The sequence below is a fragment of the Actinophytocola sp. genome, from assembly GCF_035712165.1.
Classification (GTDB): domain Bacteria; phylum Actinomycetota; class Actinomycetes; order Mycobacteriales; family Pseudonocardiaceae; genus DASYTH01.
The window spans coordinates 1-26,602 of sequence record NZ_DASTBH010000402.1; the positions used below are offsets into that span (position 1 = coordinate 1).

Consider the following 26,602-nt stretch of genomic DNA (forward strand, 5'->3'; position numbering starts at 1 on the left):
GTGGCCGAGTCGGTCAGTTGAGCCCGACCTGCAGCAGGATGTCGGCCAGTAGCGCCTCGAACAGCGGCTCCGGTTTGGCCACCGCGAACGGGAACCGGCCGAACACCTCCAGCGCGATCTGCCCGTAGAGCCGGACCCAGAACTTGAGGATCGTGTAGGCGGTGCCGACCCCGATCGCGTCCGCCGCGAGCGGGTAGCCGGCCGCGGTGATGGTCGCCACCAGGTTGGCGCGGAAGGTGTCCAGGTCGGCCCGAAGCTCGGCGGGCACCGAGTCGTCCTGCGGGGCCGCGAGCGTCGTCGTGGCCAGCACCTTCGCCGCCACCGCGAGGAACACCTGGCCGAACGGGTCGGACGTGGGCACCACGATCTGCGTGTCGCCGGCCGGGTCGGCCGGTGAGGCGAAGACCAGGCTGAACTCCTGCGGGTGGGCGATCGCCCAGCGGCGGAACCCCCGGCAGATGGCCAGCACCTGGCCGAGCACGTCGTGCGGCGGCAGTTGGGCGAGGTCGGCGTTGAGCTCGTCGGCCAGATCGGTGCAGATGTCCGTGCGGATGTGCTCGATCAGGTCCTCGCGCGAGGTGTAGTAGCGGTACAGCGCCGGCGCGGTGATGCCCACCTTGCGGGCGATCGCCCGCAAGGTGACCGCCTCCGGACCCAGGTCGACGAGCAGCGCACGGGCCTGCTGGCGGATCTCTCTGTCGGTCTCCGCCTTGCCCCGCTCGCGCCGAGTGGCCGCCGTCATCGTCCTCCTGTCCCTGAACCCGACATTACGGCACACCGCGACAGGGCAGGGTGGGTACCGCGCCGCCGGCACCGACCGCTCGGGGGGCTACGCGATCGGCGCCGGCAGCGCGGAGCCCGGCATGAGCCGGGCCCCGACGCCGGGTTTGGGAACCTGGCGTGGGCTCTGGCGAGCGGTGTCCACACCGCTCGGAAGAGTTGACGAACATTGTGGCACCGGGGATCCCACCATCCTGCTTTTCATTCACAGTTGCATACGGTTACTTGCGGGTTGGGCATTCCGGCAGCCCCGCTGGTCACGGGCGGCGACCAACCGGATCTACCGCGTGCCCGTCCGGCCCCGCACGGCAGAATTCGTTCGTGGACGTACTGGTGCTCGGCTCGGCCAACGCCGACCTCGTGGTGCGGGTGGACCGGCGGCCGCAGGCGGGTGAGACCGTGCTCGGTTCGGACACGGCCGTGCTGCCCGGCGGCAAGGGCGCCAACACCGCGGTCGCCGCCGCCCGGCTCGGCGGCCGGGTGAGCTTCCTCGGCGCGGTCGGTCCGGACGGCTACGGGGATCTGCTGGTGGAGTCGCTGCGGGCGGCCGGGGTGGACGGCTCGGCGGTGCGCCGGGCCGACCGGCCGACCGGGATCGCCTACATCACGGTCACCCCGGACGGGGAGAACGCGATCGTGGTGTCGCCAGGGGCCAACCACGCGCTCACCGCCGCCGACGTGGACCGGGTGCCGCTGGCCGGTGGCCAGGTGCTGGTCGCCTCGCTGGAGGTGCCGGTCCCGGTGGTCGAGTACGCCGTGGCCGCGGCCGCCGCGCGCGGGGTGCGGCCGGTGGTCAACCTCTCGCCGGTGGCCCGGCTGTCGGCCACGACCCTGGCGGTGCTGGATCCGTTGGTGGTCAACGAGCACGAGGCGGCCTGGCTCGGCGCCACCGGCGACTTCGGGGCGCTGCTCGACCTCGGCCCCCGGTCGGTGGTGGTCACCCTCGGCGCCCGGGGGGCGCTGGTGCTCACCCGGGAGGACGGGGTGGCGGAGATCGCCGCGCCCGCGGTCACGGCGGTGGACACCACCGGCGCCGGCGATGCGTTCACCGGCGCGCTCGCGGTCGGCCTCGCGTCCGGCTCCGGCCTGGCCGAGGCGGCCACCTTCGCCGCCCGCGTGGCCGCGATCTCGGTGACCAGGCCCGGCGCGGCGCCGTCCTACCCGTCGGCCGCCGAACTGAGCTGAGCGCGGGCCGCGACGAACGCGTCCACGGCCCGGTTGACGTCGTCACCGGAGTGCGCCGCCGAGAGCTGCACCCGGATCCGGGCCTTGCCGTGCGGCACCACCGGGTAGGAGAAGCCGATCACGTAGATCCCCTGGTCCAGTAACAGATCGGCCATCCGGCCCGCCAGCGCCGCGTCGCCGATCATCACCGGAACGATCGGGTGCTCCCCGGGCAGCAGGTCGAACCCGGCCTCGGTCATCCGGCTCCGGAACAGCGCGGTGTTGTCCCGCAGCCGATCCAGCAGCTCGCCCGACGAACCCAGCAGATCCAGGGCGGCCAGCGCCGCCGCGGTGATCGACGGCGCCAGTGAGTTGGAGAACAGGTAGGGCCGCGAGCGCTGCCGCAGCAGCTCGATGATCTGCGCGCGGCCCGAGGTGTAGCCGCCGCTGGCGCCGCCGAGCGCCTTGCCCAGCGTGCCGGTGGTGATGTCGACCCGGTCGGTCACCCCGAACCGCTCCGGCGTGCCCCGACCGGTCTCGCCGATGAACCCGACCGCGTGCGAGTCGTCCACCATGACCAGCGCGTCGTACCGTTCGGCCAGGTCGCAGATCTCGTCCAGCGGGGCGAAGTAGCCGTCCATGGAGAACACGCCGTCGGTGGCGATCAACCGGTACCGGGCGTCCGCGGCGTCCTTGAGCTGGGTCTCCAGGTCGGCCATGTCCCGGTTGCGGTAGCGCAGCCGGCGGGCCTTGCACAGCCGGACGCCGTCGATGATCGACGCGTGGTTGAGCTCGTCGGAGATCACCGCGTCCCGCTCGCCGAGCAGCGTCTCGAACAGCCCGCCGTTGGCGTCGAAGCAGGAGCTGTACAGGATCGTGTCCTCGGTGCCGAGAAACTCCGACAGCCGGCGCTCCAAATCCTTGTGCGGCTGCTGGGTGCCGCAGATGAACCGCACCGACGCCATGCCGAACCCCCACCGGTCCAGCGCGTCCCGGGCGGTCGCGACGAGTGCGGGATGGTCGGCAAGGCCGAGGTAGTTGTTGGCGCAGAAGTTCAGCACCTCCGGGCCGCCGCCGACCCGCACCGCCGCGTTCTGTGGGGTGCCGATCACCCGTTCCGCCTTGTACAGCCCGGCGGCGCGGATCTCGGCCAGGGTGGTCTCCAGGTCGTCCCGCATCGTGCCGAACATCAACTCTCCGTCCAGTCGAGAATGACCTTCCCGCACCGGCCCAGCCGCGCGGTGGCGAAGGCGGACTTGTAGTCGGTGTAGCCGAACCGGTGCGTGATCACCGGGGACAGGTCGAGGCCCGCCTGCAGCAGCACCGACATCGCGTACCAGGTCTCGAACATCTCCCGGCCGTAGATGCCCTTCACGGTGAGCATCTTGAGCACCACCGTGCTCCAGTCGATGGCGATCTCCTCGGCCGGCAGGCCGAGCATTGCGATCCGGCCGCCGTGGGTCATGTTCGCGATCATCTCGCGCAGCGCCGAGGGCTGGCCGGACATCTCCATGCCGACGTCGAAGCCCTCGCTCATGGCGAGCTGGCCGTACACGTCGCCGATCGCCCGCTCGCTCACGTCCAGGGCCAGGTCCACCCCGAGCTTGCGGGCCAGCTCCAGCCGGTGCTCGCTCACGTCGGTGATCACGACGTGCCGGGCGCCCGCGTGCTTGGCCACCGCGGCCGCCATCAGGCCGATCGGACCGGCGCCGGTGATCAGCACGTCCTCGCCGAACACCGGGAAGGCCAGCGCGGTGTGCACGGCATTGCCGAACGGGTCGAAGATCGCGGCGATGTCGAGGTCCACGTCGTAGGTGTGCACCCAGGTGTTCTGCTCGGGCAGCACCGCGTACTGCGCGAACGCGCCGGGGACGTGCACTCCGAGCCCCCGGGTGTTGGCGCACAGGTGCCGCCGTCCGGCCTTGCAGTTGCGGCAGGTGCCGCAGATCAGGTGGCCCTCCCCGCTGGCCAGGTCGCCGACCGCCACCCTGGTCACCGCCGACCCGACCTCGACCACCTCGCCGACGAACTCGTGCCCGATCACCAGCGGGGGGTCGATGGTGCGGGCCGCCCAGTCGTCCCAGGCGTCGATGTGCAGGTCGGTGCCGCAGATTCCGGTGCGCAGCACGCGGAGCACGACATCGCCCGGTCCCGGCGCCGGATCCGGCACCTCGGTCAGCTCAAGGCCGGGACCCTGGGCAACCTTGACCAGAGCCTTCACGAAATTCCTCTCCTAGTCCCGATCCCAGCTGATCTTCCACGGAAAGCGGATGACCAGCGCGCCGATCCGAACATAGGTGGGCCGTCTGATCTTGAGCGACCCGGCCCGGATCGAGCCGGACACGGTGAAGTGTGGCTGACCCACCTCGTCGCCCGGACCGACCCGGTCCTTGATGCTGCCGGCGTTCACCGCGACGTCGTCGGCGTCGACCGTGGCCTTCGGCGGCAGCAGCAGCTCCACCGATCCGCCGGTCACATCCAGTTCGAGCTGCACTTCCGGGTGCTCGATGCGGGCATCGGTGAAGTCCAGCGAGGTCGAGCCCATCCGGTTGCGCACCACGACGGTGCGCGGCACCACCCAGCGTCCCGTGCGCCGCAGCGTCGACATCGTCGAGCGGAGCTCGAGCGGTTCCTGACGGCGCGGGGAGTTCGCCTCCCGGTGCACCAGGCCCGGCAGATCGACCAGCACGGTGTTGAGCTCACCTCTGGTCTTGGCGGCCAGCGCGATGTCGGTGCGGCTGGTGAACTCGTCCAGGGTGATCAGCCCCTGGCCGATCGCCTTCTGCAGCAGCCCGACGACATGCTCCCGCTCGGCGTCGGACACCCGCAGGGTCTTCGGGTCCACGGCAGGGTGCTCGGTCACGGCCTCAACCGTACTCAGCCCTCGGTGTCCAGGCCGTGTTCGATGGCGTAGCGGGCCAGCTCGACCCGGTTGTGCAGCTGAAGCTTGCGCAGCGTGGACTGCACGTGGTTCTCCACGGTGCGGTGGGACAGGAACAGCCGGTCGGCGATCTGCCGGGCGGTCAGCCCCTTGGCCACCAGGCGCAGCACCTCGGTCTCCCGCTCGGACAGCCGGGGACCGCTGTCCTCCGGTTCGGCCGCCATCCGGCGGTACTCGCCGAGCACCAGGCCGGCCAGACCGGCGGTGAACACGGTGTCGCCGGCCGCGGTCCGCCGCACGGCGTCCACCAGTTCCGCCGCCGACGCGGACTTGACCAGGTAGCCCGAGGCGCCGGCCTTGACCGCCTCCAGGACGTCCGCGTGTTCGCCGCTGGCCGAGAGCACCAGCACCCGGGTGCCGGCCAGCGTCGCGCTGAGCTGCCGGATCGCCTCGACCCCGGAGACACTGCCCAGGTTGAGGTCCATCAGCACCACGTCGGGCCGCACCGCGGTGGCGATCCGCACCGCCGCGGCCGCGTCGCCGGCCGTCGCCCGGACGTCGAACCCCCGCTCGGTCAGGTCACGGGCCACCCCGTCGCGCCACATCGGGTGGTCGTCGACCACCATCACGGAAATCGGCGTGGTCATCTCGGCACCCGCACCTCCCATTCGGTGCCGGCGTCCGGGGCGGTGTCCAGGACCACGGTGCCGCCGAGACCGCTCACCCGGCCCCGGATCGACCGGGCGATGCCCATCCGGCCCTCGGCCTGCGCCGCCTCGAGCCGGCCGGTGGGAATGCCGGCGCCGTCGTCCCGCACGCTGACCACCACCTCGGTGCCGAGGTCCTCGACCAGCACCCAGGCGTGGGCGTCGGGGCCGGCGTGTCGTTCCACGTTGACCAGGGCCTCGCGGACCAGCGAGACCAGCTCGGTCACGGTGCCGGCCGGCAACGGGACGGGCGTCGCCGGAACGGACACCTGCACCCGGTCGGTGGCCAGCAGCTGCAGGCCGGGCGAGAGGTCGCCGGTGCCGTCCTCGGTCGGAGCGGGCGGTCCGGCGGCCACCAGCGAACGCAGCGCCACCTCCTGCTCGCCGGCCAGCCGGGCCAGCTCCGCGGCCTCGCCGCCCAGCTCGTTGCCGCGCTTGCTGACCCGGGCCAGGACCTGCAGCACCCCGTCGTGGATCGATCGGGCCAGCCGTTCCCGCTCCGCGGTCGCCGCCTCCGCGCGCAGCGCCCTGGCCAGCCGCTCGGCCGCGCGCCGGGAGGTGCTGGCGGCGATGCCGAGCACGAAGCCGGCGCCGATCAGCAGCACCGCGTCGCGGGTCAGGTCGGTGTCCGCGAAGCCCCGCACGCCGTAGTTGAACGCGGAGATCACGGCGCCGAACACGGCTCCGGCGACCGGGCCGCCGCACAGTGCGCCGGCCGCGACCGCGCCGGTCACCCAGATGGTCGGCAGCAGCGGGGCGGCCCACACGGTGAGCTGGTCCTCGGTCAGCGCGACCAGCGAGCTGGTCATGCACGCGCAGCACACCACCAGGTCGAGCACGGCGACGCCGAACCGGCGCCCGGCCGGGAGCAGGTACGCCACGGTGGTCAGCGCGGTCCAGGCGGTCATCACCCCGACCACCAGCACCGCGACGCCGGGCCGGGCGTAGCTGTCGTAGTGCACGATCACCACGCCGGCGGCGAAGGCCAGGGTCAGCACCCGCAGCACCACCGCCCCCCACCACAGTGGAGTGGTCGGATCCTGGGGCGGGGTACCTCGGCCGGTCATGGTCGCTCGGCGCTCTCCTCGGCCGACATCCGCTCCTCGTCCTCCGGGCCGGGCTCACCGTCGTCCGAGCCGATCTCGTCCCGGGACTGTTCGATCGGGTCGACCAGGTCGGGATCGGTGATCTCGTCGTGCAGCAGCGACTTGACCGCGGCGTTGACCACGGCGAGCAGCGGCACGGCGATCAGGGCGCCGGCGATCCCGGCCGCGATCAGGCCGGCGGCGATCGCCAGCACCACCGCGAGCGGGTGCAGCTTGACCGCGCGGCCGAGCAGCAGCGGCTGCAGCACGTGGCCCTCGATCTGCATCACGGCCACGACGATGGCCAGCACGATCAGCGCGGTGATGAAGCCGTTGGCGACCAGCGCGACCAGCACGGCGACCGTGCCCGCCAGCAGCGAGCCCAGGATCGGGATGAAGGCGCCGAGGAAGACCAGCGCGGCCAGCGGGATCACCAGCGGGACCCCGAGGATCCACAGCCCGACCCCGATGCCGACCGCGTCGAACAGCGCCACCAGGACGGTTGCGCGCACGTAGCTGACCAGGGCGGTGAACCCGCGCCGTCCGGCGACGTCCACCCGGTCGCGCACCCGCGCCGGGAAACCGCGGGTCACCCAGGTCCAGATGGACCGGCCGTCGTAGAGGAAGAAGATCAGGGTGAACAGCGTCAGCAGGAAGCCGGTGAGCACCTCGCCGATGGTGGTCGCCGTGGTGATCGCGCCCGAGGTGATCGCGGCCTGGTTCTCCTTGATCGTCCTGACGGCGTTGTCCACCCAGGTGTTGATCTGCTCGCTCTCGATGTGCCAGGGCCCGTTGGTCAGCCAGTTCCTGATCTGGTCGAGGCTGTCCGAGACCTGGTTCTGCAGGTCGGGCAGGCCGTCGATGAACTGGATGATCACGAAGGTGAGCACCCCGCCGAGCAGCGCGATGCCGGCGATCAGGACCATGGCCGCGGACAGCCCGCGCGGCACGTTCACGCTCACCAGCCGGTCCACCGCCGGGGCCATCAGCGCGGCCAGCAGCAGCGCCACCGCCACCGGGAGGAACAGGTGGAAGAAGTAGCCGATCAGCCACAGGATCACGTAGACCGCGGCGATCACGAACAGGAACCGCCAGGACAGTGCGGCGGCCACCCGCAGCCCCTTCGGCACCAGTTCGGTGACGTCGGTCGGGGCGCCGCCGGTCTGGGGGTGTTTGAGTCCGGCGACCCGGTTCTTGATAGCTCTGCTCATCGGCGCAACCGTATCTGCCGAACAGGACTTTTGGGGAGCTGGCGTCTGATGTCATGTGCCGGTGGGTGACATCGAGGGCGTGGTCGCGGCCGCGATGCGGGACGGCACGCGGCTGGACCTCGACGGCGGCGCGGTCGCCGCGGAGCTGCTGGCCGAGCTGCTGACCGGCGCGGGCGGCCCGGCGCTGCGGCTCGACCGGGCGCACATCACCGGCCGGCTGGATCTCGAGGGGCGCACGGTGGATGCCGTGATCGCGCTGCGCCGGTGCGTCTTCGAGCACCCGCCCCGGCTGATGAAGGCCCGGCTGGTCGGGCTGTCGCTGCGCGGCGCGCGGGTGCCCGGGCTGCTGGCCCGCAACCTCCGGGTGGGCAGCGACCTGGTGCTGGAGGCCGGTTTCACCAGCACCGGCACCGTGGACCTGACCGACGCGACGGTGGACGGGACGGTCCGGCTGTCCGGCGCGGTGCTGCGCAGACCCGGCGGCAACGCCCTGCTGGCCGCCCGGCTGCGGGTGTCCGGCTCGATCACCGCGGCCGCGCTGCGGGCCGACGGCGAGGTGCGGTTACGGGGTGCCAACGTCGGCGGCAGCGTGCACCTGACCGGTGCCCGGCTGGTCCATCCGGGCGGGCACGCGCTGGAGGCGGCCGGCCTGGTGGTGGCCGGAAACCTGTTCTGCGACGCGAAGGGCGGCCGGTTCGACACGGCCGGGCGGGTGGTGCTCGCCGGCGCCCGGATCGGTGGCGACGCGGTGTTCTCCGGGGCGGCGCTGCACGACCCGACCCTGGAGGACGGCCAGGTCTCGGTGGTGCCGCACGGTTCGGTCGACGGCCGGTTCGTGCTCGACGCCCAGCGCCTGACCGTGGAGGGTGACCTGCGGTTGGACGACGGTTTCGTGGCCGCGGGCGCGGTCGGGCTGCGCAGCGCCCGGATCGGCGGCCATCTGCGGCTGGCCGACGCGACCATCGGCCGGCCCGAGGTGGTGCCCGGGTTGTCCGCCTCGTTCCAGGCCGGCCGGCCGGTGGACCGGGTTCCGGTCGCGCTGGTCGCCGACGGGGTGGAGGTGGGCGGCGACGTGGAGGCGCGCGGCCGGGCCGGGCTGCGGGCCTACGGCCAGGTGCGGCTGGCCGACGCCACGGTGCACGGCAGCGCCAGCCTGTCGGCGATGCGGCTGTCCGGTCCGGCCGTCGACGCGCTGTTCGCCGACCGGCTGCGGGTGGGCGGCACGCTGTTCCTGCGCCGGGCGCTGATCAGCGGCTCGGTTCGGCTGCAGAACGCACACATCGGCTCCAGCCTGGACTGCTCGGGCGCCCGGCTGATCAAGCCGAGGCTGCGGCCGAACGGTTCGGTGAAGCCATCGCTGGACGCCCGGGTGGCCACGATCGGCAAGGACCTGCTGTGCGGCGGCGGTTTCCGGGCGATGGGCGGGGTGCGGGTCCGGGCGGTCGAGGTGGGCAAGCTGGCCACGTTCGCCGGCGCCCGGCTGGGCGGGCGGAGCAGGCCGGGCCAGCCGGTCACCGCGGTCGCGCTGTCCGGCTACGGCCTGACCGCCCAGGAGTTGGTGCTGTCCTTCCCGCCCGACCGCCCGCCGCGCGGCCGGGTGGTGCTGTCCCGGGCACGGGTGGTGTCCGTTGTGGACGGTCCCGGGCTGTGGGCGGCGACCGGCGGGGTGGAGTTGGACGACTTCGGCTACGGGGCGATCGCCTCGAGCCCGGAGGTCGGCGTGCGCACCCGGTTGCGCTGGTTGCGGGCGGTGCAGCCGGACTTCGCGCCGGGCGCCTACGAGCAGCTGGCGGCGACGTACCGCACCGGCGGTGAGGAGGAGCTGGCCCGGCAGGTGCAGCTGGAGCGGCAGCGCCGGCGTTACGCCGAGCAGCACCTGCTCGGCCGGATCTGGGGACGGCTGCAGGACTGGACGGTCGGCTACGGGTACCGGCCGTGGCTGGCCATCGTGTGGCTGGCCGTGTTCTGGCTGTTCGGCACGCTGTGGTTCGCCGGACATCAGATGGCTCGGCTGGACCCGGGGCAGCAGCCGGTGTGGAACCCGGCGCTGCTGGCCACCGACCTGGTGCTGCCGATCGTGGATCTCGGCCAGGACAAGCAGTGGCAGCTCTCCGGGGCGTCCCAGTGGGTCGCGGCCACCCTGACCGCGGCCGGCTGGGTGCTCGCCACGACGGCCGCGGCCGGAGCGACCCGGGTGCTGCGGCGCGGCTGAGAACGCCGTTCCTGTCACACGATCGGGGACACTCTTCGGCCGGAGCGTGCATCGCGGGCGTCCGGGATGCGAGTCTCACCGCTGCACGACTCCCGAACCCCCACCCGAACGGTACGTCTACTGTGGACAGCTCTTCCTCCGGCGCGGCCGCCCGGCGCATCCTGTGCCGGGTGCTGTTGGTCGTCGGTGGATCCGTTGCGGGAACGGCGATCGCGTGGCTCATCGGGTCCGCGACCGCCGCGGCCGAGCCGTCGTGCGGGTTGCCCGCGCTTCCCGGTCTGTCCACAGTGGTCTGCCGAGCCGAGCAGATCCTGGCCCCGGTGCCGGTCGTCCAGGCCGGCCGTGAGCTCGTCGAGCCGATCGGCCCGCTGCCGCGGGTCCCGGCCGCCGGAGCCGGGCTCGGCCGGAGCGACCGCCCGGGCGCCGAGCACCACCTGGGTGGCGGCGCGCACGAGCCTCCATCCCTCGTGCCTCCTGCCGGCGAACCGTCCGCCGCCGCTCCGCCCGGCTCGCGGGCCGGTGGCTCCGCCCGACCCGCCGGGTCGGCCGCCCGGGTGACCGCGCCGGCGCCGCAACCGCCGTCCGCGCCGGTCCTCGCCCCGACGCCGGTCGTGCCACAGCCCTGCTCCGGCCCCTCCGGATCCGCCGGTGGCCAGAGCCCACCCCTGTTCGCGGCCCTGCCCGGCACCGCCGGCCGCCGCATCCAGAACGGGGTGCCGGCGCCCCGGGCCGAGGACGAGGTCCCGGCCACCCGACCGGGCGCGCAGCCCGGCGTCACTCCGGACTGAGGCCTTCCGCGCCCCGATCCCGGTTTCACACACACCCCGAGTACTCGGGTGGCCGCTGCCCTGACGTGCCCGCGTCCCGGCCACCCGGCCAAGCCCCGCAAGGGACAACGGAAGGAGATCTTCGATGCATACCTGGGCGAAGCGTGGGATCCAGACCGCGCTGCTCACAGGTGGTCTGTTGATGTTGGGCACCGGCATCGCGTCGGCCGACGAGAACGTCAGCCCGGACCGGCCGGCGTCCGCGCTGGACGGTGCGATCGTGGTGCCGGTCAACGCCGGCGACAACGTGGTCGGCACCCCGGTGGGGCCGGTCCGGACGCCGCGCGCGGCGCGGACCGTCGCGATCCGGCCGGAGTCGCTCACCGGTGGGTGCGCGACCGGTTGCGCCCCGGTGCGCGGCAACCGGGTCGCCGCCGACCTGGTCGTGCCGGTGGACGTCTCCGGCAACGCCCTCGCGCTCGGCGGCGACGCCTGCGTCCGGAACTCCTCGGCGCAGCACGTCGGGACCGCTCGTCCGGTGCGGACCTCGGGCCACGGTCCGCTGTCCGGCAACGCGGCGGTGCTGGACTGGGCGGTGCCGGTGCAGGTCACCGGCAACGCCGTCGGCGCGCTCGGCGACGCCTGCACGGCCAGCCACTCCACGCAGCACGCCGAGGCCCTCGGCGACATCACGACCGGCGGGCGGGGCGGGACGCTGGCCGGCAACGTGCTCGCCGGGCACGGCGCGACCCCGGTGCAGGTGACCGGAAACGCGCTGGCCGTGCTCGGCGGCGCGACCTCGGTCTCGCAGGCCAGCACCGGCGGCGTGGCCGGCGGTTCGATCGTGTCCACCGGGTCCGGCGGCGCCGGGTCCGGCAACGTCGGCCTGGTCCCGGTCGCGGTTCCGGTCGAGGCGAACGGCGCCGCGGTCGGTGTGGGCGGCCGGGCCACGAGCCGGTCCACCAGCATGGCCCGGGCCAGGTCGAGCGGCACGCTGCCGGGCCGGTGGGGCGCGCCGGCCGCGGTGCTCACCTCGGGCGAGTCCGGGCTGCTGGCCGGCAATGTGGCCGAGCCCGCGCTGTCCGGTCCGGTTCTCGCGGACTGTGCCGGGCTCGCCGTGCTGGGCCAGGCCGGTGCGCAGTGTGCCAGCGACAGCGCGGCGTGGGCCGGTGGAGCGGCGGGCAGCGACGGCAACGGCGGCCTGCTGTCCGGCAACGTGGCCGGCCCGGCGGCGGCCGTGCCGGCCGAGGTGTTCGCCCACGCGGTCGCGGTGGGTGGGAGCGCCTGGTCCGCCCAGTCGAACGCGATGTCCTCGGCGGCGGGCGGTCCGCTGTACAGCTTCGGCGACCACAGCGTGCTGTCCGGCAACCTGGCCGGCCCCGGCGTCAGCGGTCCGGTCGAGGTGTTCGGCACCGCGGTCGGGGTGGCCGGGCACGCGGCGGCGTGCGCGGACGGCGTGTCCCGGACCGGCTCCGGCGGCCGCGCCGGGACCTCCGGCACCGGCGCGTTGGGCGGCGGAAACGTGGTGGCGCTGCCGGTCAGCCAGCCGGCCGAGGTGTTCGGCACGGCCGGTGCGGTGCTCGGTTCGGCCGACGCGCGGGCGGTGGAGACCAAGCAGTCGTCCTCGGGCGGCTTCGCCGACGCGACCGATCCGGGCGGGCTCGGCTCGGCCAACATCGTGCAGGCCGCGTTGGCCGGACCGGTCCAGGTGATGGGCAACGGCGTCGGGGTGCTCGGCCGGACCGGATCCGTGGCGCGGACGCGCACGGTCTCCACCGCGGGCGGCGGCAACGACACCAGCGGCACGGCGGCCACCGCGTCGGGCAACGTCGTCCAGACGGCCTTCGCGCTGCCGGCCCAGGTGTTCGGCAACACCGTCGCGGCCGGCGGGACGAGTGACTCGGCCGTGCTCGCCGACACCGGCTCGGTGGCCGGTGGGCCGGTCAGCACCGACGGGACCGGTGGGTTCGTGGCGGGCCGGGCGCTGGATGGCCGGACGGCTCCGGCGCGCGTTCCGGCACTGTCCGGTTTGGACACCGCGCGGTCGTTGCATCCGGTCGAGTTGCGACGCAGCGCGTCGCTGGCGGACACCCGGTCCAAGCTGGCCGGCCTGTTCGGCTGAGCGGACCGGTCCGGGCGCCGGGCCCGGTGACTCCTCGGGCCCGGCGTCAGCCTTCCGTCGCGTTGGCGGCCATCCGTTCCAGCACGGCGACCGCGGTGGCGTACTCCTCGGCACTGATGCCCTCGGTCAGCCGGAGCCGGCCGGCCCGGACCCGGTCGGCGACCGCGGTGTGCGCGGCCCGGCCGGCGTCGGTCAGGGTGTGGCCGGTGACCCAGCCGCGGCCGGCCAGCTCGGCCAGCACCGGTGCGGTGCTCGGCTCGGCGCCGGTCAGGAACGGAGCCAGCGCGCGGTCGAGCTCGTCCTGGCCGGCCACGCCCGTGGCCAGGACGTTGAGCACCTGCCAGTGCCGGCGGGTGAGCCCTTCGCCGGCCAGTTGCCGGGTGAAGTCGGCGTCGATCAGCCGGTCCACCTCCTTGAGCCAGTAGCCGATCGGCCGGTCCATCGATCCTCCATTACATGTCAAAATACAATTAAATGTAAGATAGCATGTATGAGCGAACGGGTCGCGGACGTGGCGGCGGTCGAGCGGGCCATGGTGGAGATCAGGCGACTGCAGCAGCGCCGCACCCTGGCCCGGGTCAGCCAGCAGCGCTCCGGCGACCGGGTGGACCCGACCCTGACCGCGGTCGTCGACGCGGTGGAGCGGCATCAGCCGGCCACCGTGTCCGGCATCGCCGCCGCCCTCGGTGTGGACCAGCCGCGGGCGAGCCGACTGGTGGCCAGGGCGGTCGAGGCGGGGCTGGTGGAGCGCCGGGCCGATCAGGAGGACGGCCGGCGCACCCTGCTCCGCCTGACCCGCACCGGGACGCGCCACGCCGGGCGGGTGCACGAGTTCCGGCAGTCGATGTTCGCCGAGGCGATGGCGGACTGGTCGCCCGGTCAGGTCGCCACGTTCGCCCGGTTGCTCACCCGGTTCGTGGACTCCTACGCCGCGCTGACCGGCTAGCTCTCGCCCCGGACGCGCCGCTCGCGCCGGCCCCGGGCCAACTCGGTGGCCAGCGCGTCCAGGTGCTGGTTCCAGAACCCGCGGAACCGCTCCAGCCACTGGTCGATCTCGCGCAGCGGGCCGGCGTCCACCGCGTACAGCCGGCGGGTGCCCTCGGCCCGCACGACGGTGAACCCGCTCTCCCGCAGCACCCGCAGGTGCTGGGACACCGCCGGCTGGGAGATGCCGAACTCGTCCTGGATCACCGCGGTGACCGCCCCCGAGGTCCGCTCACCGTCGGCCAGCAACTCCAGGATCCGCCGCCGGACCGGGTCCCCCAGGACGTCGAAGGCGTGCACGGACCAACTGTCGCAACGACTGGTTATATAAGTCAATCCTGATTAACAGTGACCCCGGCGTCGGTCAGCAGTGCCCGGGCGTCGTCGCGGCGGTCCTCGGCGACCATGATCCGGCGTTGGATCGCGCCGATCGAACCGTCGATCGCGCTCATGAAGCCGTCCGCCACGCTGTGCGCGATGCCGGCGTCATCCAGCACCGACGTGGCGAACGAGATCAACACCGGATCGTTGGTGCGCATCAACTCGATCATCGAACCCCCTTGGCCGGTCCTGACCCCAGGCTCCGGGCCGGGCCAAGCCTTGTCAACTGCCCAAAATGAGACTTGCCGAAGCCGGTCCGGTCGATGAGGATTCGTCATCCACGGACTCGAACTCGGCTGAGAAAACCACTGGGGGGCAACATGATCGAACAGCAGGCTGCCGTGCGGCTCCGTCGGGTCGGTGAGGCCGGCCTGGCCTCGGCCATCCTGTTCGGCCTCGTCATCGTGCTGAACCTGGCCTTCGCCTGGTCCCTGTGGAACGCCTACGGCCTGGTGCAGGACTTCCTGGCCGACGATCCGGGCGTGGGCATGGCCGACCTGCTCGACGCCGACCGGCTCACCCGGACGCTCGGCTGGGCCGTCCTGGCCGTCCAGTTGGCCGCGGCCGTCGTCTTCCTGGTCTGGCTGTGGCGGGCCCGGCGCAACTCCGAGGTGCTCACGGACGCGCCGCACCGGCGTGGCCGGGGGTGGGCGATCGGCTCGTGGATCACCCCGGTGGTCTTTTTCTGGTTCCCGTTCCAGGTCGTCGACGACGTCTACCGGGCCAGCCGGCCGGACAACCCGAAGGACCTGTACGACCTGCAGACCGTGCCCGGCTCCACCCTGCTGCGGTGGTGGTGGGGTATGTACCTGGCCGGCTGGGTGCTCGACCGGCTCGCCGCCGCCAGTCTGACCGGCTACCACGTGGAGGACCTGCAGGCCGCGGCCGTCGCCCAGAGCGCACAGGTCGTCGCGCTGACCGGCGCCGGCATCGCCCTGGTCATCGTGATGCGCCAGATCACCCGGTGGCAGCAGACCCCCCGGGTAGCCCCGGACGCACCACCGGAGTTCGGCACCGAAGCCGCGAGCTCTCCCTAGCCCTGGGCGAGATCGGCGAACCGGCTGTAGTGCAGCTGGTGGGCGACGGTGACGGTGGTGGTGGGGCCGGCGCGGTGCTTGGCGAGAATCAGGTCGGCCTCGCCGGCGCGGGGGTCGTCGCGCTCCCAGGCGTCCGGGCGGTGGATCAGGATGACCATGTCGGCATCCTGTTCCAGGGAGCCACTTTCCCGGAGGTCGGCGAGCATCGGGCGTTTGTCGGTGCGCTGCTCCGGCCCGCGGTTGAGCTGGCTGATCGCGACCACCGGCACCTCGAGCTCCTTGGCCAGCAGCTTGAGCTGGCGGGAGAACTCCGAAACCTCCTGCTGCCGCGACTCGACCCGTTTGCCGGAGGACATCAGCTGCATGTAGTCGACCACGATCAGCTTCAGGTCGTGCCGCTGCTTGAGCCGGCGCGCCTTGGCCCGGATCTCCATCATGGTCATGTTCGGCGAGTCGTCGATGAACAGCGGCGCCTCGCTGATCTCACTCATCCGCCGGGCCAGCCGGGTCCAGTCGTCGTCGCTCATCCGCCCGCCGCGCATGTCCTGCAACCGGATCCGCGCCTCGGCAGACAGCATCCGCATCACGATCTCGGTCCGGCTCATCTCCAGCGAGAAGATCACGCTGCTCATCCCGTGCCGCACCGAGCAGGACCGGGCGAGATCAAGTCCCAGGGTCGACTTCCCGATACCCGGACGGGCCGCGATGATGATCATTTGGCCGGCGTGCAGGCCGTTGGTGACCTCGTCGAGGTCGACGAAGCCGGTGGGGACGCCGAGGGACGAGCCGCCCCGGGAGGCGATGGCGTCGATCTCGTCCATGGTGGGCTGCAGGAGCTCCTCGAGCGCGACGTAGTCCTCGCTCATCCGGCGCTCGGTGACCTCGTAGATGGACGCCTGGGCGCGGTCCACCACCTCGTTGACGTCCGCGCCGTCGGCGCCGGCGTAGCCGAGCTGGACGATCCGGGTGCCGGCCTCCACCAGGCGGCGCAGGATCGCCTTCTCGGCGACGATCTCCGCGTAGTAGCCGGCGTTCGCCGCGGTCGGCACGGTGGCGATCAGGGTGTGCAGGTAGGGCGCGCCGCCCACCCGGCGGATCTCCCCGCGCCGCTCCAGCTCGGCGGCCACCATCACCGCGTCGGCCGGCTCGCCCCGGCCGTAGAGGTCCAGCACGGAGTCGTAGATGAGCTGGTGGGCCGGCCGGTAGAAGTCGCCGGAGCGGAGCACCTCGACCACGTCGGCGATGGCGTCCTTGGACAGCAGCATGCCGCCCAGCACGCTCTGTTCGGCGGCCAGATCCTGTGGCGGCTGCCGGTCCAGCCCGGTCGCGTCCACGGGGGACGGCGACGGCCGGTCATCGGTCAACGCCACGGTCGCTCCCCAATCCCTCGCCGCCGTCGCACGGGTGTTCGAAACTACCATACCCACGCGGCACCGCCGGACCAAGAATCCCGGTCCCGGCGTGTCGGATTCCCGCACTCGTGGCCCGGGTGGGCAGTGCGTTCGCGGCGGGCGCCGGTCGGGGCGGCGCCCACCGCCCGACGGACGGTAGAGCCGCCGAACCGTGCGACGCAAACCGCCTTGGGGACGCCGCTGGGGACAGGTTGGGGATGGCCGCCCACAACTGACCACAGTCCGCCGGGAAGCTGGGGACAACCTGTGGACAGTAGCCGGATGTTCGATCGAACGAGCAGGTCAGGGTATGTGCACAGACTGTGGATAAGGTGGCCGAAAATTGTCCGGCGTGTCGCGGGAGACGCGGCGTTCGGCGTGTCGCGGGCGCGCCGTCGCAGAGAGTTGTCAACAGTCCACTGAGTACTGACCGGCACCGGCCCGACACGCGCCGACCGCCCAGCCGAAGATCAACGGCTGGGCGGTCGGTGGTGTTCTGGGCGGGTCAGCTGGGCGTGACGTCGAGCTTGAGCTCCGCGGTGACGTCCGGGTGCAGCCGGACGGTGACCGGGTGGCTGCCGACGGCCTTGATGTGGCCGGCCAACTCGACGGTGCGCTTGTCCAGCGGCGGACCGCCTGCGGTGCGGATCGCCGACACCACGTCGGCGGTGGTCACCGAGCCGAACAGCTTGCCGGAGCCCGGCGCCGCCTTGGCCTTCAGCGTCACCTTGAGGTCCTCGAGCACGCCCTTGATCTCCTTGGCGTGGTCGAGGTCGCGGACCCGGCGGGCGTCCTGCGCCCGTCGGATCGTCTGCACCTGCTTGGCCGCACCCTTGGTGGCCATGATGGCCAGGCCGCGGGGCAGCAGGTAGTTGCGGCCGTAGCCGTCCTTGACCTCGACGAGGTCGCCGGGACCGCCGAGACCGCTCACATCGGTGGTGAGGATGAGCTTCACGGTGTGCGCTCCTGAACTCAGCGGGCGGTCGAGGTGTAGGGCAGCAGCGCCATCTCGCGGGCGTTCTTCACCGCGACGGCGACGTCGCGCTGGTGCTGGCTGCAGTTGCCGGTCACCCGGCGGGCCCGGATCTTGCCGCGGTCGGAGATGTACTTCCGCAGCAGCGTGGTGTCCTTGTAGTCGATCAGCTGCGCGTCCTTGCCCTTGCAGAACACGCAGATCTTCTTCTTGGGCTTACGAATGGGTGGCTTTGCCACGGGTGTGCTCCTGTGATGTCAAAGCAAGTCTGGGATTTGTGGGTCAGAACGGAGGTTCCTCGGCGTACCCGCCGGAGCCGGCCGGCGGAGCCGAGCCCCACGGGTCGTCCGGCGGCGCGGACGGTCCGCCCGCGGCGCCGTAACCGCCACCGCCTCCGCTGCCTCCGCCGCGGCTGACCTTGTTGACCTTCGCGGTGGCGTACCGCAGGGAAGGCCCGATCTCGTCCACGTCGAGCTCGATGACGGTCCGCTTCTCGCCCTCGCGGGTCTCGAAGGAACGCTGCTTGAGCCGGCCGCTCACGATGACGCGGGCGCCGCGGGTGAGCGACTCGGCCACGTTCTCCGCCGCCTGCCGCCAGATGTTGCAGCGCAGGAAGAGGGCTTCGCCGTCCTTCCACTCGCCGCTCGCGCGGTCGAAGGTGCGCGGGGTCGACGCGACGGTGAAGCTCGCCACCGCCGCTCCGGACGGTGTGAACCGCAGCTCTGGATCGGCGGTCAAGTTGCCGATCACGGTCAGCGTTGTGTCACCAGCCACAGCGTGCCTCCTTGGTTCAGGCTCCGGCGGGGTCCCGACGCAGGACCTTAGTCCGCAGCACCGACTCCTGAAGCGACAGCTGACGGTCGAGCTCCTTGACGGCGTCCGGGTCGGCGTTCACGTCGAGCACGGCGTAGATGCCCTCGGCGTGCTTCTTGATCTCGAACGACAACCGGCGCTTGCCCCACACGTCGACCTTCTCGACGTTGCCGCCCGACGTGCGGATCACGTTGAGGAACGTGTCCAGCGACGGCGCGACCGTGCGCTCGTCGAGCGTGGGATCAAGGATGACCATGACTTCGTAATGACGCATGAAGACCACTCACCTCCTGTGGACTCGGCGGCCACGGACTCTCCGTGGCAGGAGGGGTCTTTCTCAACGGCAGAGTTTAGCTCAGCCGGCCGGCGTCCTGCGCAGCACCCAGGTGCGGACCAGGGCGGCGGTCACGCCGGACAGGGCGAAGACGGCCAGCAGCACCGGAAGCGCGACGCGGGTCCCGCTCTTCGGGTGCAGCGCCTCGGCGTTGCCGGCCACCCGGACGCCGTCCTGCGGGTCCGCTCCGAGAACGCCGAACTGGGGCGTGTAGCCGGCCACCGTCCCGCCGTAGCGCACACCGGGCGCGGGGGCGAACAGGCCGGCGGCCGCGAACGGGATCGAGCCGTAGTCGGCCATCGGCGCGCGGCCCCAGAGGTACTGGCTCAGTCCGGAGCCGCCGGACGCGCCGCCGACCACCGGCTGGTTGGCCCCGGCGGGCGGCGGGCTCTGCTGGCCGCCACCTCCGCCCGGGACCGGCGCGGGCGGGTTGCCGGGCAGCGGCGGGGCACCCGGCAGCACGCCGGCGGTGGCCTGCTGGGAGGCGTCGGCGACGGCCTTGGCACCGTCCTGCACCGGTGCGGCCGCGGCGTTGGCGCCGGTCACGGTGATACCGCACAGGCTGGTCAGGCTGCCCTGGACGGTGCCGGTGACAGCGACGATCACCGGGCCGAGCAGGGGGATCTTGTTCAACTCGGCGACCACGGCGGAGGCGATCGTGCCACCGGTGATGTATCCGGTGCCGGTGGGCAGCGCGCCGATCGGGATCGGCGGCAGCGCGGCGAAGGTGTTCTGCGCGGTGGGCCAGAGCAGGTTGAGCGGATCCACCGCGCGCACGGCGTCGACCACCACGCCGAGCACGGCGCCGGGGGCCAGCGAGACGGGCTGGCCGGGGACGCCCTGCACCGAGGTGGCGCAGCTACCGACGACGATCGGGGGCGGGGCGGCGGTCGCGGTGCCGGCGGAGGCCAACGCGGCCAGGCAACCGGCGAAGACCAGCACCAGCGCGATCGCGAAGCGCCGTCGCATCCTGCTCCCTCCGGTGCCGTACCGGCCAGTAGTAGTTACTACCAAGTAAACGACGGTAGCCCGGCGCGGTGACGGCGGCCAAGACCACATCCTAGGAATGTCCGGAAACCGGACGGTCCAACCGTCCCGGCCCGAATTACCATCATGTGGTTCGACGAGCGCACCGAGGCCCCACTTCGACCTACTAGGCTCGCTGTCCATGAGCATTGGCGCCCACATCCACGCCGAGGACGTGCTCGGCGGCGCCCTCGAGCGGAAAGCCGAGGTGGTGCAGTTCTTTCTGGGCGACCCGCAGAGCTGGAAGACCCCGCAGCCGCACCCGCAGGCCGAGGCCCTCGCCGACGCCGGGCTGCGCGTGTTCGTGCACTCCCCCTACCCGGTCAACATCGCCTCCACCAACAACCGGATCCGCATCCCGTCCCGCAAGACGGTCACCCAGCACGCGGACCAGGCGGCCAAGATCGGGGCGGCCGGCCTGATCGTGCACGGCGGGCACGTGACCCGGGGCGAGGACCCGGCCGACGGGCTGAGCAACTGGCGCAAGTTCTTCGAGCGGCAGGCCGGTGAGGCGGGCGGCTTTCCGCTGCCGATCCTGATCGAGAACACGGCGGGCGGGGACAACGCGATGGCCCGCGGCTTCGACATGCTGGCCCGGCTCTGGGACGAGGTGGCCGAGTTCGGCGCCGGCTTCTGCCTGGACACCTGCCACGCCTTCGCGGCGGGCGAGGACCTGGACGGGATCGTCGACCGGGTGCTGGCCATCACCGGCCGGATCGACCTGGTGCATCTGAACAGCTCCCGGGACGAGTTCGGATCGGCCCGGGACCGGCATGCCAACATCGCCACTGGCACCATCGATCCCGATCAGCTGGTCGGCGTGGTGCGGGCGGCCGGGGCTCCGGTCGTCGTGGAGACTCCGGCGCAGGGCCAGGCCGAGGACATCGCGTTCCTCCGCGCGGCGCTGGGGCGGTGACCGCCGTGCCGGCCGAGGCGGCGGTTCCGTTGACAGGGAAGGTGGACGACAGGGTGCCGGACGAAGCGGGTGCGGCGCCCGGCGTGAAGTCCACCGGCCCGGGCGGCCAGCTCGGCCGGACCGCGCTCGCGATCATCGTGCTGCTCTGCGGCGTGACGATGGTGCTCGGGTTCGCCAACAAGAACCGGTGCACCGGTCCGGAGTTCAACGAGCTGGGCCGCAGTGTCGGCGCCGCCGAGGACTTCCAGATCCGCAACAAGAAGGACGTCTGCTACTCCGACATCCAGTACCTGTGGATCGGCCGGGACATCGATCGGAAGGTCTTCCCCTACATCCACGGTTCGCTCAACGACAAGGGCGAACTGATCGGCGGTGTCGTCGAGTACCCGGTGCTGACCGGCATGCTGATCTGGGTCTCGGGCTGGTTCGCCAGCAACGACGCGCAGTACCTGCTCGCCTCGGCGATCCTGTTGGCGCCGTTCGGGTTGCTCACCGCCTGGCTGCTCGGTCGGCTGTCCCGCTGGCGAGCGCTGATCTGGGCGCTCGGGCCGCCGCTGGTGCTCTACGCGTTCCACAACTGGGAACTGCCGGTGGTGCTGTGCGCGGTGGCGGCCGTGTACGTGATGCACCGCGGCTGGGGCCGGCGCGGCGTGGACCGGCCGCTGATCGAGCGGGCCACCGCCGCGGCGGTGCTGCTCGGCCTCGGCTTCGCGTTCAAGGTCTACCCGGCGATCTTCGTGCTGCCGCTGATGCTGTACGTGCTCACCGGCGGCCGGGGCGGCGCCGAACTGCCCGCCGGCAAGCGCTTCGACTACGCGGGCGCCGCGCGCGTGGCCGGCGTCGCGATCGGCACGGCGATCGCGGTGAACCTGCCGTTCATGCTGGCCGGCTACGAGGGCTGGAAGGCGTCCTTCGAGTTCCAGTGGCAGCGCAAGGCGGACATCACCACGAACTCCATCTGGTTCTGGGCGTTTCGGCCGTACTCCGAGCCGGAGAACGTCGGGACGCAGGATCTGATCAGCCTGCTGTCCATGACCACGATCCTGGCCTCGTTCGTGCTGGCCTGCGTGCTGGGCTGGCTGCGCTACCGGCGGGAGGGCACCTACCCGTGGGTGCCGGTCTCGGCCGCCATGCTGTGCGGGTTCCTGTTGCTGCACAAGGTGCACTCGCCGCAGTACACGCTGTGGCTGGTGCCGATGTTCGTGCTGCTGCGGATCAGGTGGACCTGGATCGTGGCGTACTTCCTCGCCGACCTGGCCATGGGGATCGGGATCTTCCGCTGGTACTACGAGATCACGGTGCAGAAGAGCGGCATCTACGACAACTTCGCCGCGCAGGCGGTGATGATCGGGGTGTGGGGCCGGGCCGCGCTGCTGGTCGGGCTGTTCGTGGCGTTCCTTGCGGCCCGGGCCACCACCGACGACCTGCCGGAACCGAGCGGCGAGGCGCCGGCCGAACCCGTACGCGCCGGCCCGTGACCCGGCCGGCCGGCTACTCCGGCAAGCCGCTCCCGGTCAAGCTGGGGATCAAGGAGTCGTCCCGGGTGCTGGTCAGCGGGGCGCCGGCCGGCTTCGAGCTCGGCCACCCGCACCACCGCCGGGCCGGCGGCGAGCCCTACGACGTGGTGCTGATGTTCTGCCCGACGCTGTCCCGGCTACGCGCCGGCTGGCCCGCCGCGGTGCGGCGGACCGCGGTCGACGGCGGCCTGTGGGTCGCCTGGCCGAAGAAGGCCTCCGGGGTGCCGACCGACCTCACCGAGAACGTGGTCCGGGAACACGCCCTCGCGGCCGGGTTGGTGGACGTGAAGGTGTGCGCGGTGGACGAGGTCTGGTCAGGACTGAAGCTCGTCCGCCGGCTGGCCGACCGCTGACCGCCGTCTGGTCATGTTCAACGTGAAACGATCCGGTGCCCCGTCCAGCACGCCGCCGGCCGGATCGTCCACACCGCCGGCCCGGACCAGATCCCGCGCCGGGTGGTAGATCTCGTAGACCACCAGCACGCACAGGCCGATCACGACCAGGTCCCGGAGCACCACAGCGCTCATGAACCACTCCACCGGCAGACCCTTCTTCCCCTCGTTCGGGTCCACGCCGAGGTAGAACATCATCCGGGGCACCCAGACCAGCGCGTCGATCGCCATCCAGGCGAGCAGCGGTTTCCAGCGCGGCACCGCCAGCACGGCCAGTGGCACCAGCCACAGCGAGTACTGCGGGCTCCACACCTTGTTGGTCAGCAGAAACGCCGCCACCACGAGGAAGCTCAACGACGCGATCCGGGGACGCACCGGCGCGTGCAGGGCGATGAAGGTGACTCCGGCGCAGCAGGCCACGAACAGCAGGGCGCTCACCGCGTTGAGCACGCTCGGGGACTGCTGGAAGCCCAGCGGGCCGTCGAACCCGGCCCAGCCGGTGAACTGGCTGATCACGTTGTAGATCGAGTCGGGGTCTGCGCCGCGTAAGGCGTTGCGGCGGAAGAACTCCCACCAACCGTCCCGGTACGCGTACCAGATCGGGAAGTTCACCGCGACCCAGGTGAAGCCCGCGGTGAGCGCGGTGGTCTGCCACACGCTCACCTTGCGCGCCCGGACACACAGCACCAGCAGCGGCCCGAGCAGGAACAGCGGGTACAGCTTGGCCGCCCCGCCGATGCCGAGCAGCACCCCGGCGAGCACCGGTCTGCGCCGGGCCCAGGCCAGCAGTCCGGCCGCGGCGCAGGCGGTGGCCAGCGTGTCGAAGTTGGTGAAGGCGTGCACGGCCACCAGCGGCGACACCGCCACCAGCGCGGCGTCCCAGGGTCTTCTTCCGGCCAGCTTCAGCACCGCCCAGACGGTGGCCAGCCAGGCCAGGGCCAGCCAGAACGCGGAGATGTCGAAGTAGATCACCACCGGCAGGCCGTTGGGGACCCACGGCGAGTCGGCCAGCGCCACCCAGCCCTGCGCGAGCTTGGCGTTGACCCACTGGAACAGCCCGGTCAGCACCGGGTACTCCATGTACCGGACGTGCGCGGTGGGCTTGCCCTCGTCGTCGATCCACAGGGTGCGGTACGGGAAGCCGCCCTTGTCCAGCCGTTCCGCCGAGTACAGCGGGACGATGTCGGAGTAGCACATGGCGGCGAACGGCCGGTTGGACCGCCAGTCCAGCTCCAGCACCTTGCTGTCCTCGTTGAAGAACTGCTGGGCGCAGGCCGCCTTGGTGAACCAGCCCAGTGCCAGGGTGGCCACGGCGAGCAGCAGGCAGACCCGCAGCGGGGTCCAGAACCAGTGCCGGCCGATGACCGCGTGCCGGCCCAGCCGGCCGCCGAACGGCGTGCTCCCCCCGGCGGCCAGCGGCTCGGTCCAGGTGGGCACCACGCGGTCGGTGGCGCTGCGCGAGTCGGTGTCCCCGCGCGCCAACTCGTCGGTGGCCGACTCGTCGGTAACCGGCTCGTCGTCCTCGACCGGGACGACTACGTCAGCGGTGTCCGGACCGTCACCGTCAGCACTGCCGGCGGCACCGTCCGGCTCGACCCCTGGCACGCGGCGATGGTACGGGGCTAGCGGTTCGGCTCGACCACGCCGCCCCCGTCACCGGGTCCGGGTGGGTCCACCGGGATCGTCGGGCGGGGCGTGGGCGTCCGCGTCCGGGTGGGCTCGGTCGGGTTGGTCCCGCCGCCGTTCCCGTTCCCGTTGCCATTTCCGTTGCCATTCCCTGGCGGGGGCTGCTGGCCCTGGCTGGGCGGTGGCTTGGGCGCGCTGGAGGAGGGGCTGGCCTCCTTGCCGATCGCCTCGTACTTGCCGAAGTCCTCCTTGGGCAGCTTGAACGCCTTGTGGTAGCTGTCCATGAACTTCTGCCAGATCTGGCCGGGCAGGCCGGCGCCGAAAATGATCTTGTTCTGCTTGTTCCGGATCGCCTCGCCCTTGGCGCCGCTCATCGACACCGCGGTGGACAGCTGCGGCGTGTAGCCGACCATCCAGGCCTTGGCGTTGTCCGCGGTCTCCCCGAGCTGGTGGGTGCCGGTCTTGCCGGCACACAGCCGGCCGTCCGCACACGGGATGCCGGAGGACTTCGGGATCGACAGCAGCGACTCGGTGACGTTGCGGGCGATCTTGGCGTTGTTCTTGGCGTTGGTGTCGAAGGCGGGCTTCTCCTGGGGGGTGCCCGCGATGTAGTCCGACCCGTCCGGGTTGAGCACCTTGGCCACCAGGTGCGGCGTGCGGTATATCCCCCGGGCCGCGAAGGTCGCGTAGGCCGAGGCCATCTCCAGCGTGCTGACCTGGGTCTTGTCACCGCCGATGGCGATACCCGTGGTCGGCTTGCCGCCGTTGTCGTGGCCGAGGTCGGAGGTGATGCCCGCCTGGTGCGCGGCGTCGGCCACCTTGTCGGTGCCGACGTCGATCGCGATCTCGTAGAACACCGTGTTGATCGAGCGCCGCATCGCGTCGGAGACCGGGCACGGCTTGCACTGCGCGTTCTCCGAGTTGCGCACGGTCAGCCCGCCCTTGAAGGTGCGCGGCGAACTGCCGTCGTAGGTCTCGCCGAGGCCCTTGCCCGTCTTGAGCAGGGCCACCAGGTCGAACGGCTTGAACGACGAGCCGGGTTCCTGTGCCTGGGACGCCCAGTCGATGCCGATCCCGTCCGCTCCGCCGTAGTAGGCCTTGACCTGACCGGTCTTCGGGTCGACCGCGACCAGCGCCGGACGCAGGTTCTCCGGCTGTCCCTTCATCACGTCGGCGACCGCCTGCTCGGCGAGCTGCTGGGCCTTCGGGTCGATCGTGGTGAGAATGGTGTACCCGCCGCGCTGGATGTCCTCCTCGGTCAGCCCGAACGGCGCCTGCTCGAGCTCGTCGAGCACCTGCTTCTGGATCAGGCCCTTGGCGTCGGTGGTCGCCTTGGCCTTGGTCTGGGCGTAGTCCACCGGCGTGGGGAACTGGGCGGCCGCGCGCTCCTGCGCCGTGATCCAGTTGTTGGCGACCATCTGGTCCATCACGTAGTTCCAGCGCCGCTGCATGTACTCGGTGTCCGTGTAGCGGCTCGGACTCTGGATCATGCCGGCGAGCAGGGCGGCCTCGGACGGGGTGAGCGTCTTGAGGTCCGGCTTGGCGTAGTAGGCCTTGGAAGCCGCGGCGATGCCATAGCTGTTGCGGCCGAAGAAGATCGTGTTCAGGTAGGCCTGGATGATCTGCTCTTTGGAGTACGTGCGGTTCATCTTGTAGGCCTTGACGACCTCGAGGCCCTTACGGGTCAGGGTCTTCTCGGAGTTGCCGGTGGCCTTCTTGATGTACTGCTGGGTGATCGTCGAGCCGCCGCCCTCGCCACCGGTGACCTGGTTCCAGCCGGCCCGCATCACGCCGGTGATGTCGAAGCCGGAGTTGGTCATGAACGTGGCGTCCTCGGCCGCGAACACCGCGTGTAAGACCTGCGGCGGCAGATCCTTGTACTCGACGTTGGTCCGTTCGCCGTTCTTCGGTGTGATCTTGGCGAGCTCCGAGCCGTCGGCGTACTGCAGCGTGACGACCCGGCTCTGCTCCGCGATGATCTCGTCCGGGCTCGGGACGGTGACCACCTGGTAGGCGATGAAGAACGCGAGCACCGGGCCGATGACCATCAGGCCGAGCAGCACGTAGCAGGTTCGCCGAACCCGCCGCCAGATCTTCTTGCGGCGGGCCTTGCGCTCGTCCTCGGTGGCCTCCGCGCCGTCGACCGGCTCTTCGGTGCCGGTGTCCGGACCGTGCGTCATCAGGTCCGGCTCGGGTCCGGCGGCGCGCCGGACCGGCGTCATGACCTCGGTCCGGTCCCGCGAGTTGTCCCGCTTCGCCCCGGGGATGACGACCGTCGGCGAG

Annotated in this window: 27 protein-coding genes; 9 read left to right on the forward strand and 18 right to left on the reverse strand. The window is 71.8% G+C overall.

The window, feature by feature from the left end:
* Positions 1 to 13: 13 nt before the first annotated feature.
* Positions 14 to 742: a TetR/AcrR family transcriptional regulator gene (locus tag VFO68_RS22340; RefSeq protein WP_325160309.1), complete on the reverse strand. Its 729-nt coding sequence runs from the start codon at positions 740 to 742 to the stop codon at positions 14 to 16.
* A gap of 359 nt (positions 743 to 1,101) precedes the next feature.
* Between VFO68_RS22340 and VFO68_RS22345 the strand changes: the two genes are divergently transcribed.
* Positions 1,102 to 1,965 (forward strand): ribokinase, encoded by an 864-nt coding sequence (locus VFO68_RS22345; protein WP_325160310.1) that lies wholly within the window; start codon positions 1,102 to 1,104, stop codon positions 1,963 to 1,965.
* Here the strand turns inward: VFO68_RS22345 and VFO68_RS22350 are convergent.
* Genes VFO68_RS22350 through VFO68_RS22375 form a run of 6 tightly spaced genes read right to left on the reverse strand, consistent with a single transcriptional unit; the run spans position 1,938 to position 7,828 of the window.
* Positions 1,938 to 3,134, reverse strand: coding sequence for a glycine C-acetyltransferase (locus VFO68_RS22350; RefSeq protein WP_325160311.1), 1,197 nt, complete (start codon positions 3,132 to 3,134; stop codon positions 1,938 to 1,940). The genes VFO68_RS22345 and VFO68_RS22350 overlap by 28 nt on opposite strands.
* Complete coding sequence (tdh, locus tag VFO68_RS22355; protein WP_325160312.1) at positions 3,134 to 4,165, reverse strand: L-threonine 3-dehydrogenase; 1,032 nt, start codon at positions 4,163 to 4,165, stop codon at positions 3,134 to 3,136. Before tdh ends, VFO68_RS22350 begins: the two co-directional genes overlap by 1 nt.
* 12 nt (positions 4,166 to 4,177) lie before the next feature.
* Positions 4,178 to 4,807 carry a DUF1707 domain-containing protein gene (locus VFO68_RS22360; RefSeq protein ID WP_325160313.1) on the reverse strand — a complete coding sequence of 210 codons (630 nt, stop codon included), beginning with the start codon at positions 4,805 to 4,807 and terminating at the stop codon, positions 4,178 to 4,180.
* Between the two features lie 14 nt (positions 4,808 to 4,821).
* Positions 4,822 to 5,472, reverse strand: a complete 651-nt coding sequence (locus VFO68_RS22365; RefSeq protein WP_325160314.1) for a response regulator transcription factor — start codon at positions 5,470 to 5,472, stop codon at positions 4,822 to 4,824.
* A complete protein-coding gene (gene macS, locus VFO68_RS22370; protein WP_325160315.1) occupies positions 5,469 to 6,599 on the reverse strand; it encodes a MacS family sensor histidine kinase in 1,131 nt (376 codons plus the stop codon). The genes VFO68_RS22365 and macS overlap by 4 nt, the downstream gene beginning before the upstream one ends.
* A complete protein-coding gene (locus tag VFO68_RS22375; protein WP_325160316.1) occupies positions 6,596 to 7,828 on the reverse strand; it encodes an AI-2E family transporter in 1,233 nt (410 codons plus the stop codon). The genes macS and VFO68_RS22375 overlap by 4 nt, the downstream gene beginning before the upstream one ends.
* Before the next feature lie 61 nt (positions 7,829 to 7,889).
* On the opposite strand from VFO68_RS22375, the gene VFO68_RS22380 reads away from it, so the two are divergent.
* From VFO68_RS22380 to VFO68_RS22390, 3 genes are all read left to right on the forward strand, one after another.
* The gene (locus VFO68_RS22380; RefSeq protein ID WP_325160317.1) at positions 7,890 to 10,040 is read left to right on the forward strand and encodes a hypothetical protein; all 2,151 of its coding nucleotides are present in this window, start codon (positions 7,890 to 7,892) and stop codon (positions 10,038 to 10,040) included.
* Positions 10,041 to 10,162: 122 nt separating this feature from the next.
* Positions 10,163 to 10,828, forward strand: coding sequence for a hypothetical protein (locus tag VFO68_RS22385; protein ID WP_325160318.1), 666 nt, complete (start codon positions 10,163 to 10,165; stop codon positions 10,826 to 10,828).
* Between the two features lie 124 nt (positions 10,829 to 10,952).
* Positions 10,953 to 12,929 carry a hypothetical protein gene (locus VFO68_RS22390; RefSeq protein WP_325160319.1) on the forward strand — a complete coding sequence of 659 codons (1,977 nt, stop codon included), beginning with the start codon at positions 10,953 to 10,955 and terminating at the stop codon, positions 12,927 to 12,929.
* A gap of 46 nt (positions 12,930 to 12,975) precedes the next feature.
* On the opposite strand, the gene VFO68_RS22395 is transcribed toward VFO68_RS22390, so the two are convergent.
* The gene (locus VFO68_RS22395) at positions 12,976 to 13,371 is read right to left on the reverse strand and encodes a MarR family transcriptional regulator (protein WP_325160320.1); all 396 of its coding nucleotides are present in this window, start codon (positions 13,369 to 13,371) and stop codon (positions 12,976 to 12,978) included.
* 48 nt (positions 13,372 to 13,419) lie between these two features.
* Between VFO68_RS22395 and VFO68_RS22400 the strand changes: the two genes are divergently transcribed.
* Positions 13,420 to 13,875, forward strand: a complete 456-nt coding sequence (locus VFO68_RS22400; protein WP_325160321.1) for a helix-turn-helix domain-containing protein — start codon at positions 13,420 to 13,422, stop codon at positions 13,873 to 13,875.
* Here the strand turns inward: VFO68_RS22400 and VFO68_RS22405 are convergent.
* Positions 13,872 to 14,213: a metalloregulator ArsR/SmtB family transcription factor gene (locus VFO68_RS22405; protein WP_325160322.1), complete on the reverse strand. Its 342-nt coding sequence runs from the start codon at positions 14,211 to 14,213 to the stop codon at positions 13,872 to 13,874. The two genes, VFO68_RS22400 and VFO68_RS22405, sit on opposite strands and share 4 nt — an antisense overlap.
* A 32-nt stretch (positions 14,214 to 14,245) precedes the next feature.
* A complete protein-coding gene (locus VFO68_RS22410; protein ID WP_325160323.1) occupies positions 14,246 to 14,464 on the reverse strand; it encodes a DUF2007 domain-containing protein in 219 nt (72 codons plus the stop codon).
* A gap of 150 nt (positions 14,465 to 14,614) precedes the next feature.
* On the opposite strand from VFO68_RS22410, the gene VFO68_RS22415 reads away from it, so the two are divergent.
* Positions 14,615 to 15,331 carry a DUF4328 domain-containing protein gene (locus tag VFO68_RS22415; RefSeq protein WP_325160324.1) on the forward strand — a complete coding sequence of 239 codons (717 nt, stop codon included), beginning with the start codon at positions 14,615 to 14,617 and terminating at the stop codon, positions 15,329 to 15,331.
* On the opposite strand, the gene dnaB is transcribed toward VFO68_RS22415, so the two are convergent.
* The 6 genes from dnaB to VFO68_RS22445 form a co-directional block, all read right to left on the reverse strand.
* Positions 15,328 to 16,701, reverse strand: a complete 1,374-nt coding sequence (gene dnaB, locus VFO68_RS22420) for a replicative DNA helicase (RefSeq protein WP_325160325.1) — start codon at positions 16,699 to 16,701, stop codon at positions 15,328 to 15,330. The genes VFO68_RS22415 and dnaB overlap by 4 nt on opposite strands.
* 526 nt (positions 16,702 to 17,227) lie before the next feature.
* On the reverse strand, positions 17,228 to 17,677 hold the full coding sequence (rplI, locus tag VFO68_RS22425) for a 50S ribosomal protein L9 (protein WP_325160326.1): 450 nt from the start codon (positions 17,675 to 17,677) through the stop codon (positions 17,228 to 17,230).
* A 17-nt stretch (positions 17,678 to 17,694) separates the two neighbouring features.
* Positions 17,695 to 17,934: a 30S ribosomal protein S18 gene (rpsR, locus tag VFO68_RS22430; RefSeq protein ID WP_325160327.1), complete on the reverse strand. Its 240-nt coding sequence runs from the start codon at positions 17,932 to 17,934 to the stop codon at positions 17,695 to 17,697.
* A gap of 43 nt (positions 17,935 to 17,977) precedes the next feature.
* Complete coding sequence (locus VFO68_RS22435; protein WP_325160328.1) at positions 17,978 to 18,469, reverse strand: single-stranded DNA-binding protein; 492 nt, start codon at positions 18,467 to 18,469, stop codon at positions 17,978 to 17,980.
* A 16-nt stretch (positions 18,470 to 18,485) separates the two neighbouring features.
* Positions 18,486 to 18,782: a 30S ribosomal protein S6 gene (gene rpsF / locus VFO68_RS22440; protein ID WP_325160329.1), complete on the reverse strand. Its 297-nt coding sequence runs from the start codon at positions 18,780 to 18,782 to the stop codon at positions 18,486 to 18,488.
* Between the two features lie 81 nt (positions 18,783 to 18,863).
* Positions 18,864 to 19,811, reverse strand: coding sequence for a hypothetical protein (locus VFO68_RS22445; protein WP_325160330.1), 948 nt, complete (start codon positions 19,809 to 19,811; stop codon positions 18,864 to 18,866).
* A gap of 199 nt (positions 19,812 to 20,010) precedes the next feature.
* Here VFO68_RS22445 and VFO68_RS22450 point away from each other — a divergent pair, with 199 nt between their 5' ends.
* Genes VFO68_RS22450 through VFO68_RS22460 form a run of 3 tightly spaced genes read left to right on the forward strand, consistent with a single transcriptional unit; the run spans position 20,011 to position 22,654 of the window.
* On the forward strand, positions 20,011 to 20,784 hold the full coding sequence (locus tag VFO68_RS22450) for a deoxyribonuclease IV (protein ID WP_325160331.1): 774 nt from the start codon (positions 20,011 to 20,013) through the stop codon (positions 20,782 to 20,784).
* A gap of 53 nt (positions 20,785 to 20,837) precedes the next feature.
* Positions 20,838 to 22,262, forward strand: coding sequence for a glycosyltransferase family 87 protein (locus tag VFO68_RS22455; protein WP_414635550.1), 1,425 nt, complete (start codon positions 20,838 to 20,840; stop codon positions 22,260 to 22,262).
* Positions 22,259 to 22,654: a DUF3052 domain-containing protein gene (locus tag VFO68_RS22460; protein ID WP_325160332.1), complete on the forward strand. Its 396-nt coding sequence runs from the start codon at positions 22,259 to 22,261 to the stop codon at positions 22,652 to 22,654. The genes VFO68_RS22455 and VFO68_RS22460 overlap by 4 nt, the downstream gene beginning before the upstream one ends.
* Here VFO68_RS22460 and VFO68_RS22465 read toward each other — a convergent pair.
* Complete coding sequence (locus tag VFO68_RS22465; RefSeq protein WP_325160335.1) at positions 22,616 to 24,175, reverse strand: glycosyltransferase family 87 protein; 1,560 nt, start codon at positions 24,173 to 24,175, stop codon at positions 22,616 to 22,618. The genes VFO68_RS22460 and VFO68_RS22465 overlap by 39 nt on opposite strands.
* A 140-nt stretch (positions 24,176 to 24,315) precedes the next feature.
* On the reverse strand, positions 24,316 to 26,602 hold a 2,287-nt coding region (locus tag VFO68_RS22470), incomplete at its 5' end, for a transglycosylase domain-containing protein (protein WP_325160333.1).

Coding starts and splice junctions, on each gene's coding strand:
- VFO68_RS22445 (WP_325160330.1), bottom strand. CDS start 19,811: ATGCGACGGCGCTTCGCGATCGCGCTGGTGCTGGTCTTCGCCGGTTGC.
- VFO68_RS22415 (WP_325160324.1), top strand. CDS start 14,615: ATGATCGAACAGCAGGCTGCCGTGCGGCTCCGTCGGGTCGGTGAGGCC.
- VFO68_RS22450 (WP_325160331.1), top strand. CDS start 20,011: ATGAGCATTGGCGCCCACATCCACGCCGAGGACGTGCTCGGCGGCGCC.
- macS (WP_325160315.1), bottom strand. CDS start 6,599: ATGACCGGCCGAGGTACCCCGCCCCAGGATCCGACCACTCCACTGTGG.
- rpsF (WP_325160329.1), bottom strand. CDS start 18,782: ATGCGTCATTACGAAGTCATGGTCATCCTTGATCCCACGCTCGACGAG.
- VFO68_RS22390 (WP_325160319.1), top strand. CDS start 10,953: ATGCATACCTGGGCGAAGCGTGGGATCCAGACCGCGCTGCTCACAGGT.
- VFO68_RS22365 (WP_325160314.1), bottom strand. CDS start 5,472: ATGACCACGCCGATTTCCGTGATGGTGGTCGACGACCACCCGATGTGG.
- VFO68_RS22350 (WP_325160311.1), bottom strand. CDS start 3,134: ATGTTCGGCACGATGCGGGACGACCTGGAGACCACCCTGGCCGAGATC.
- VFO68_RS22395 (WP_325160320.1), bottom strand. CDS start 13,371: ATGGACCGGCCGATCGGCTACTGGCTCAAGGAGGTGGACCGGCTGATC.
- VFO68_RS22410 (WP_325160323.1), bottom strand. CDS start 14,464: ATGATCGAGTTGATGCGCACCAACGATCCGGTGTTGATCTCGTTCGCC.
- VFO68_RS22375 (WP_325160316.1), bottom strand. CDS start 7,828: ATGAGCAGAGCTATCAAGAACCGGGTCGCCGGACTCAAACACCCCCAG.
- VFO68_RS22400 (WP_325160321.1), top strand. CDS start 13,420: ATGAGCGAACGGGTCGCGGACGTGGCGGCGGTCGAGCGGGCCATGGTG.
- VFO68_RS22340 (WP_325160309.1), bottom strand. CDS start 742: ATGACGGCGGCCACTCGGCGCGAGCGGGGCAAGGCGGAGACCGACAGA.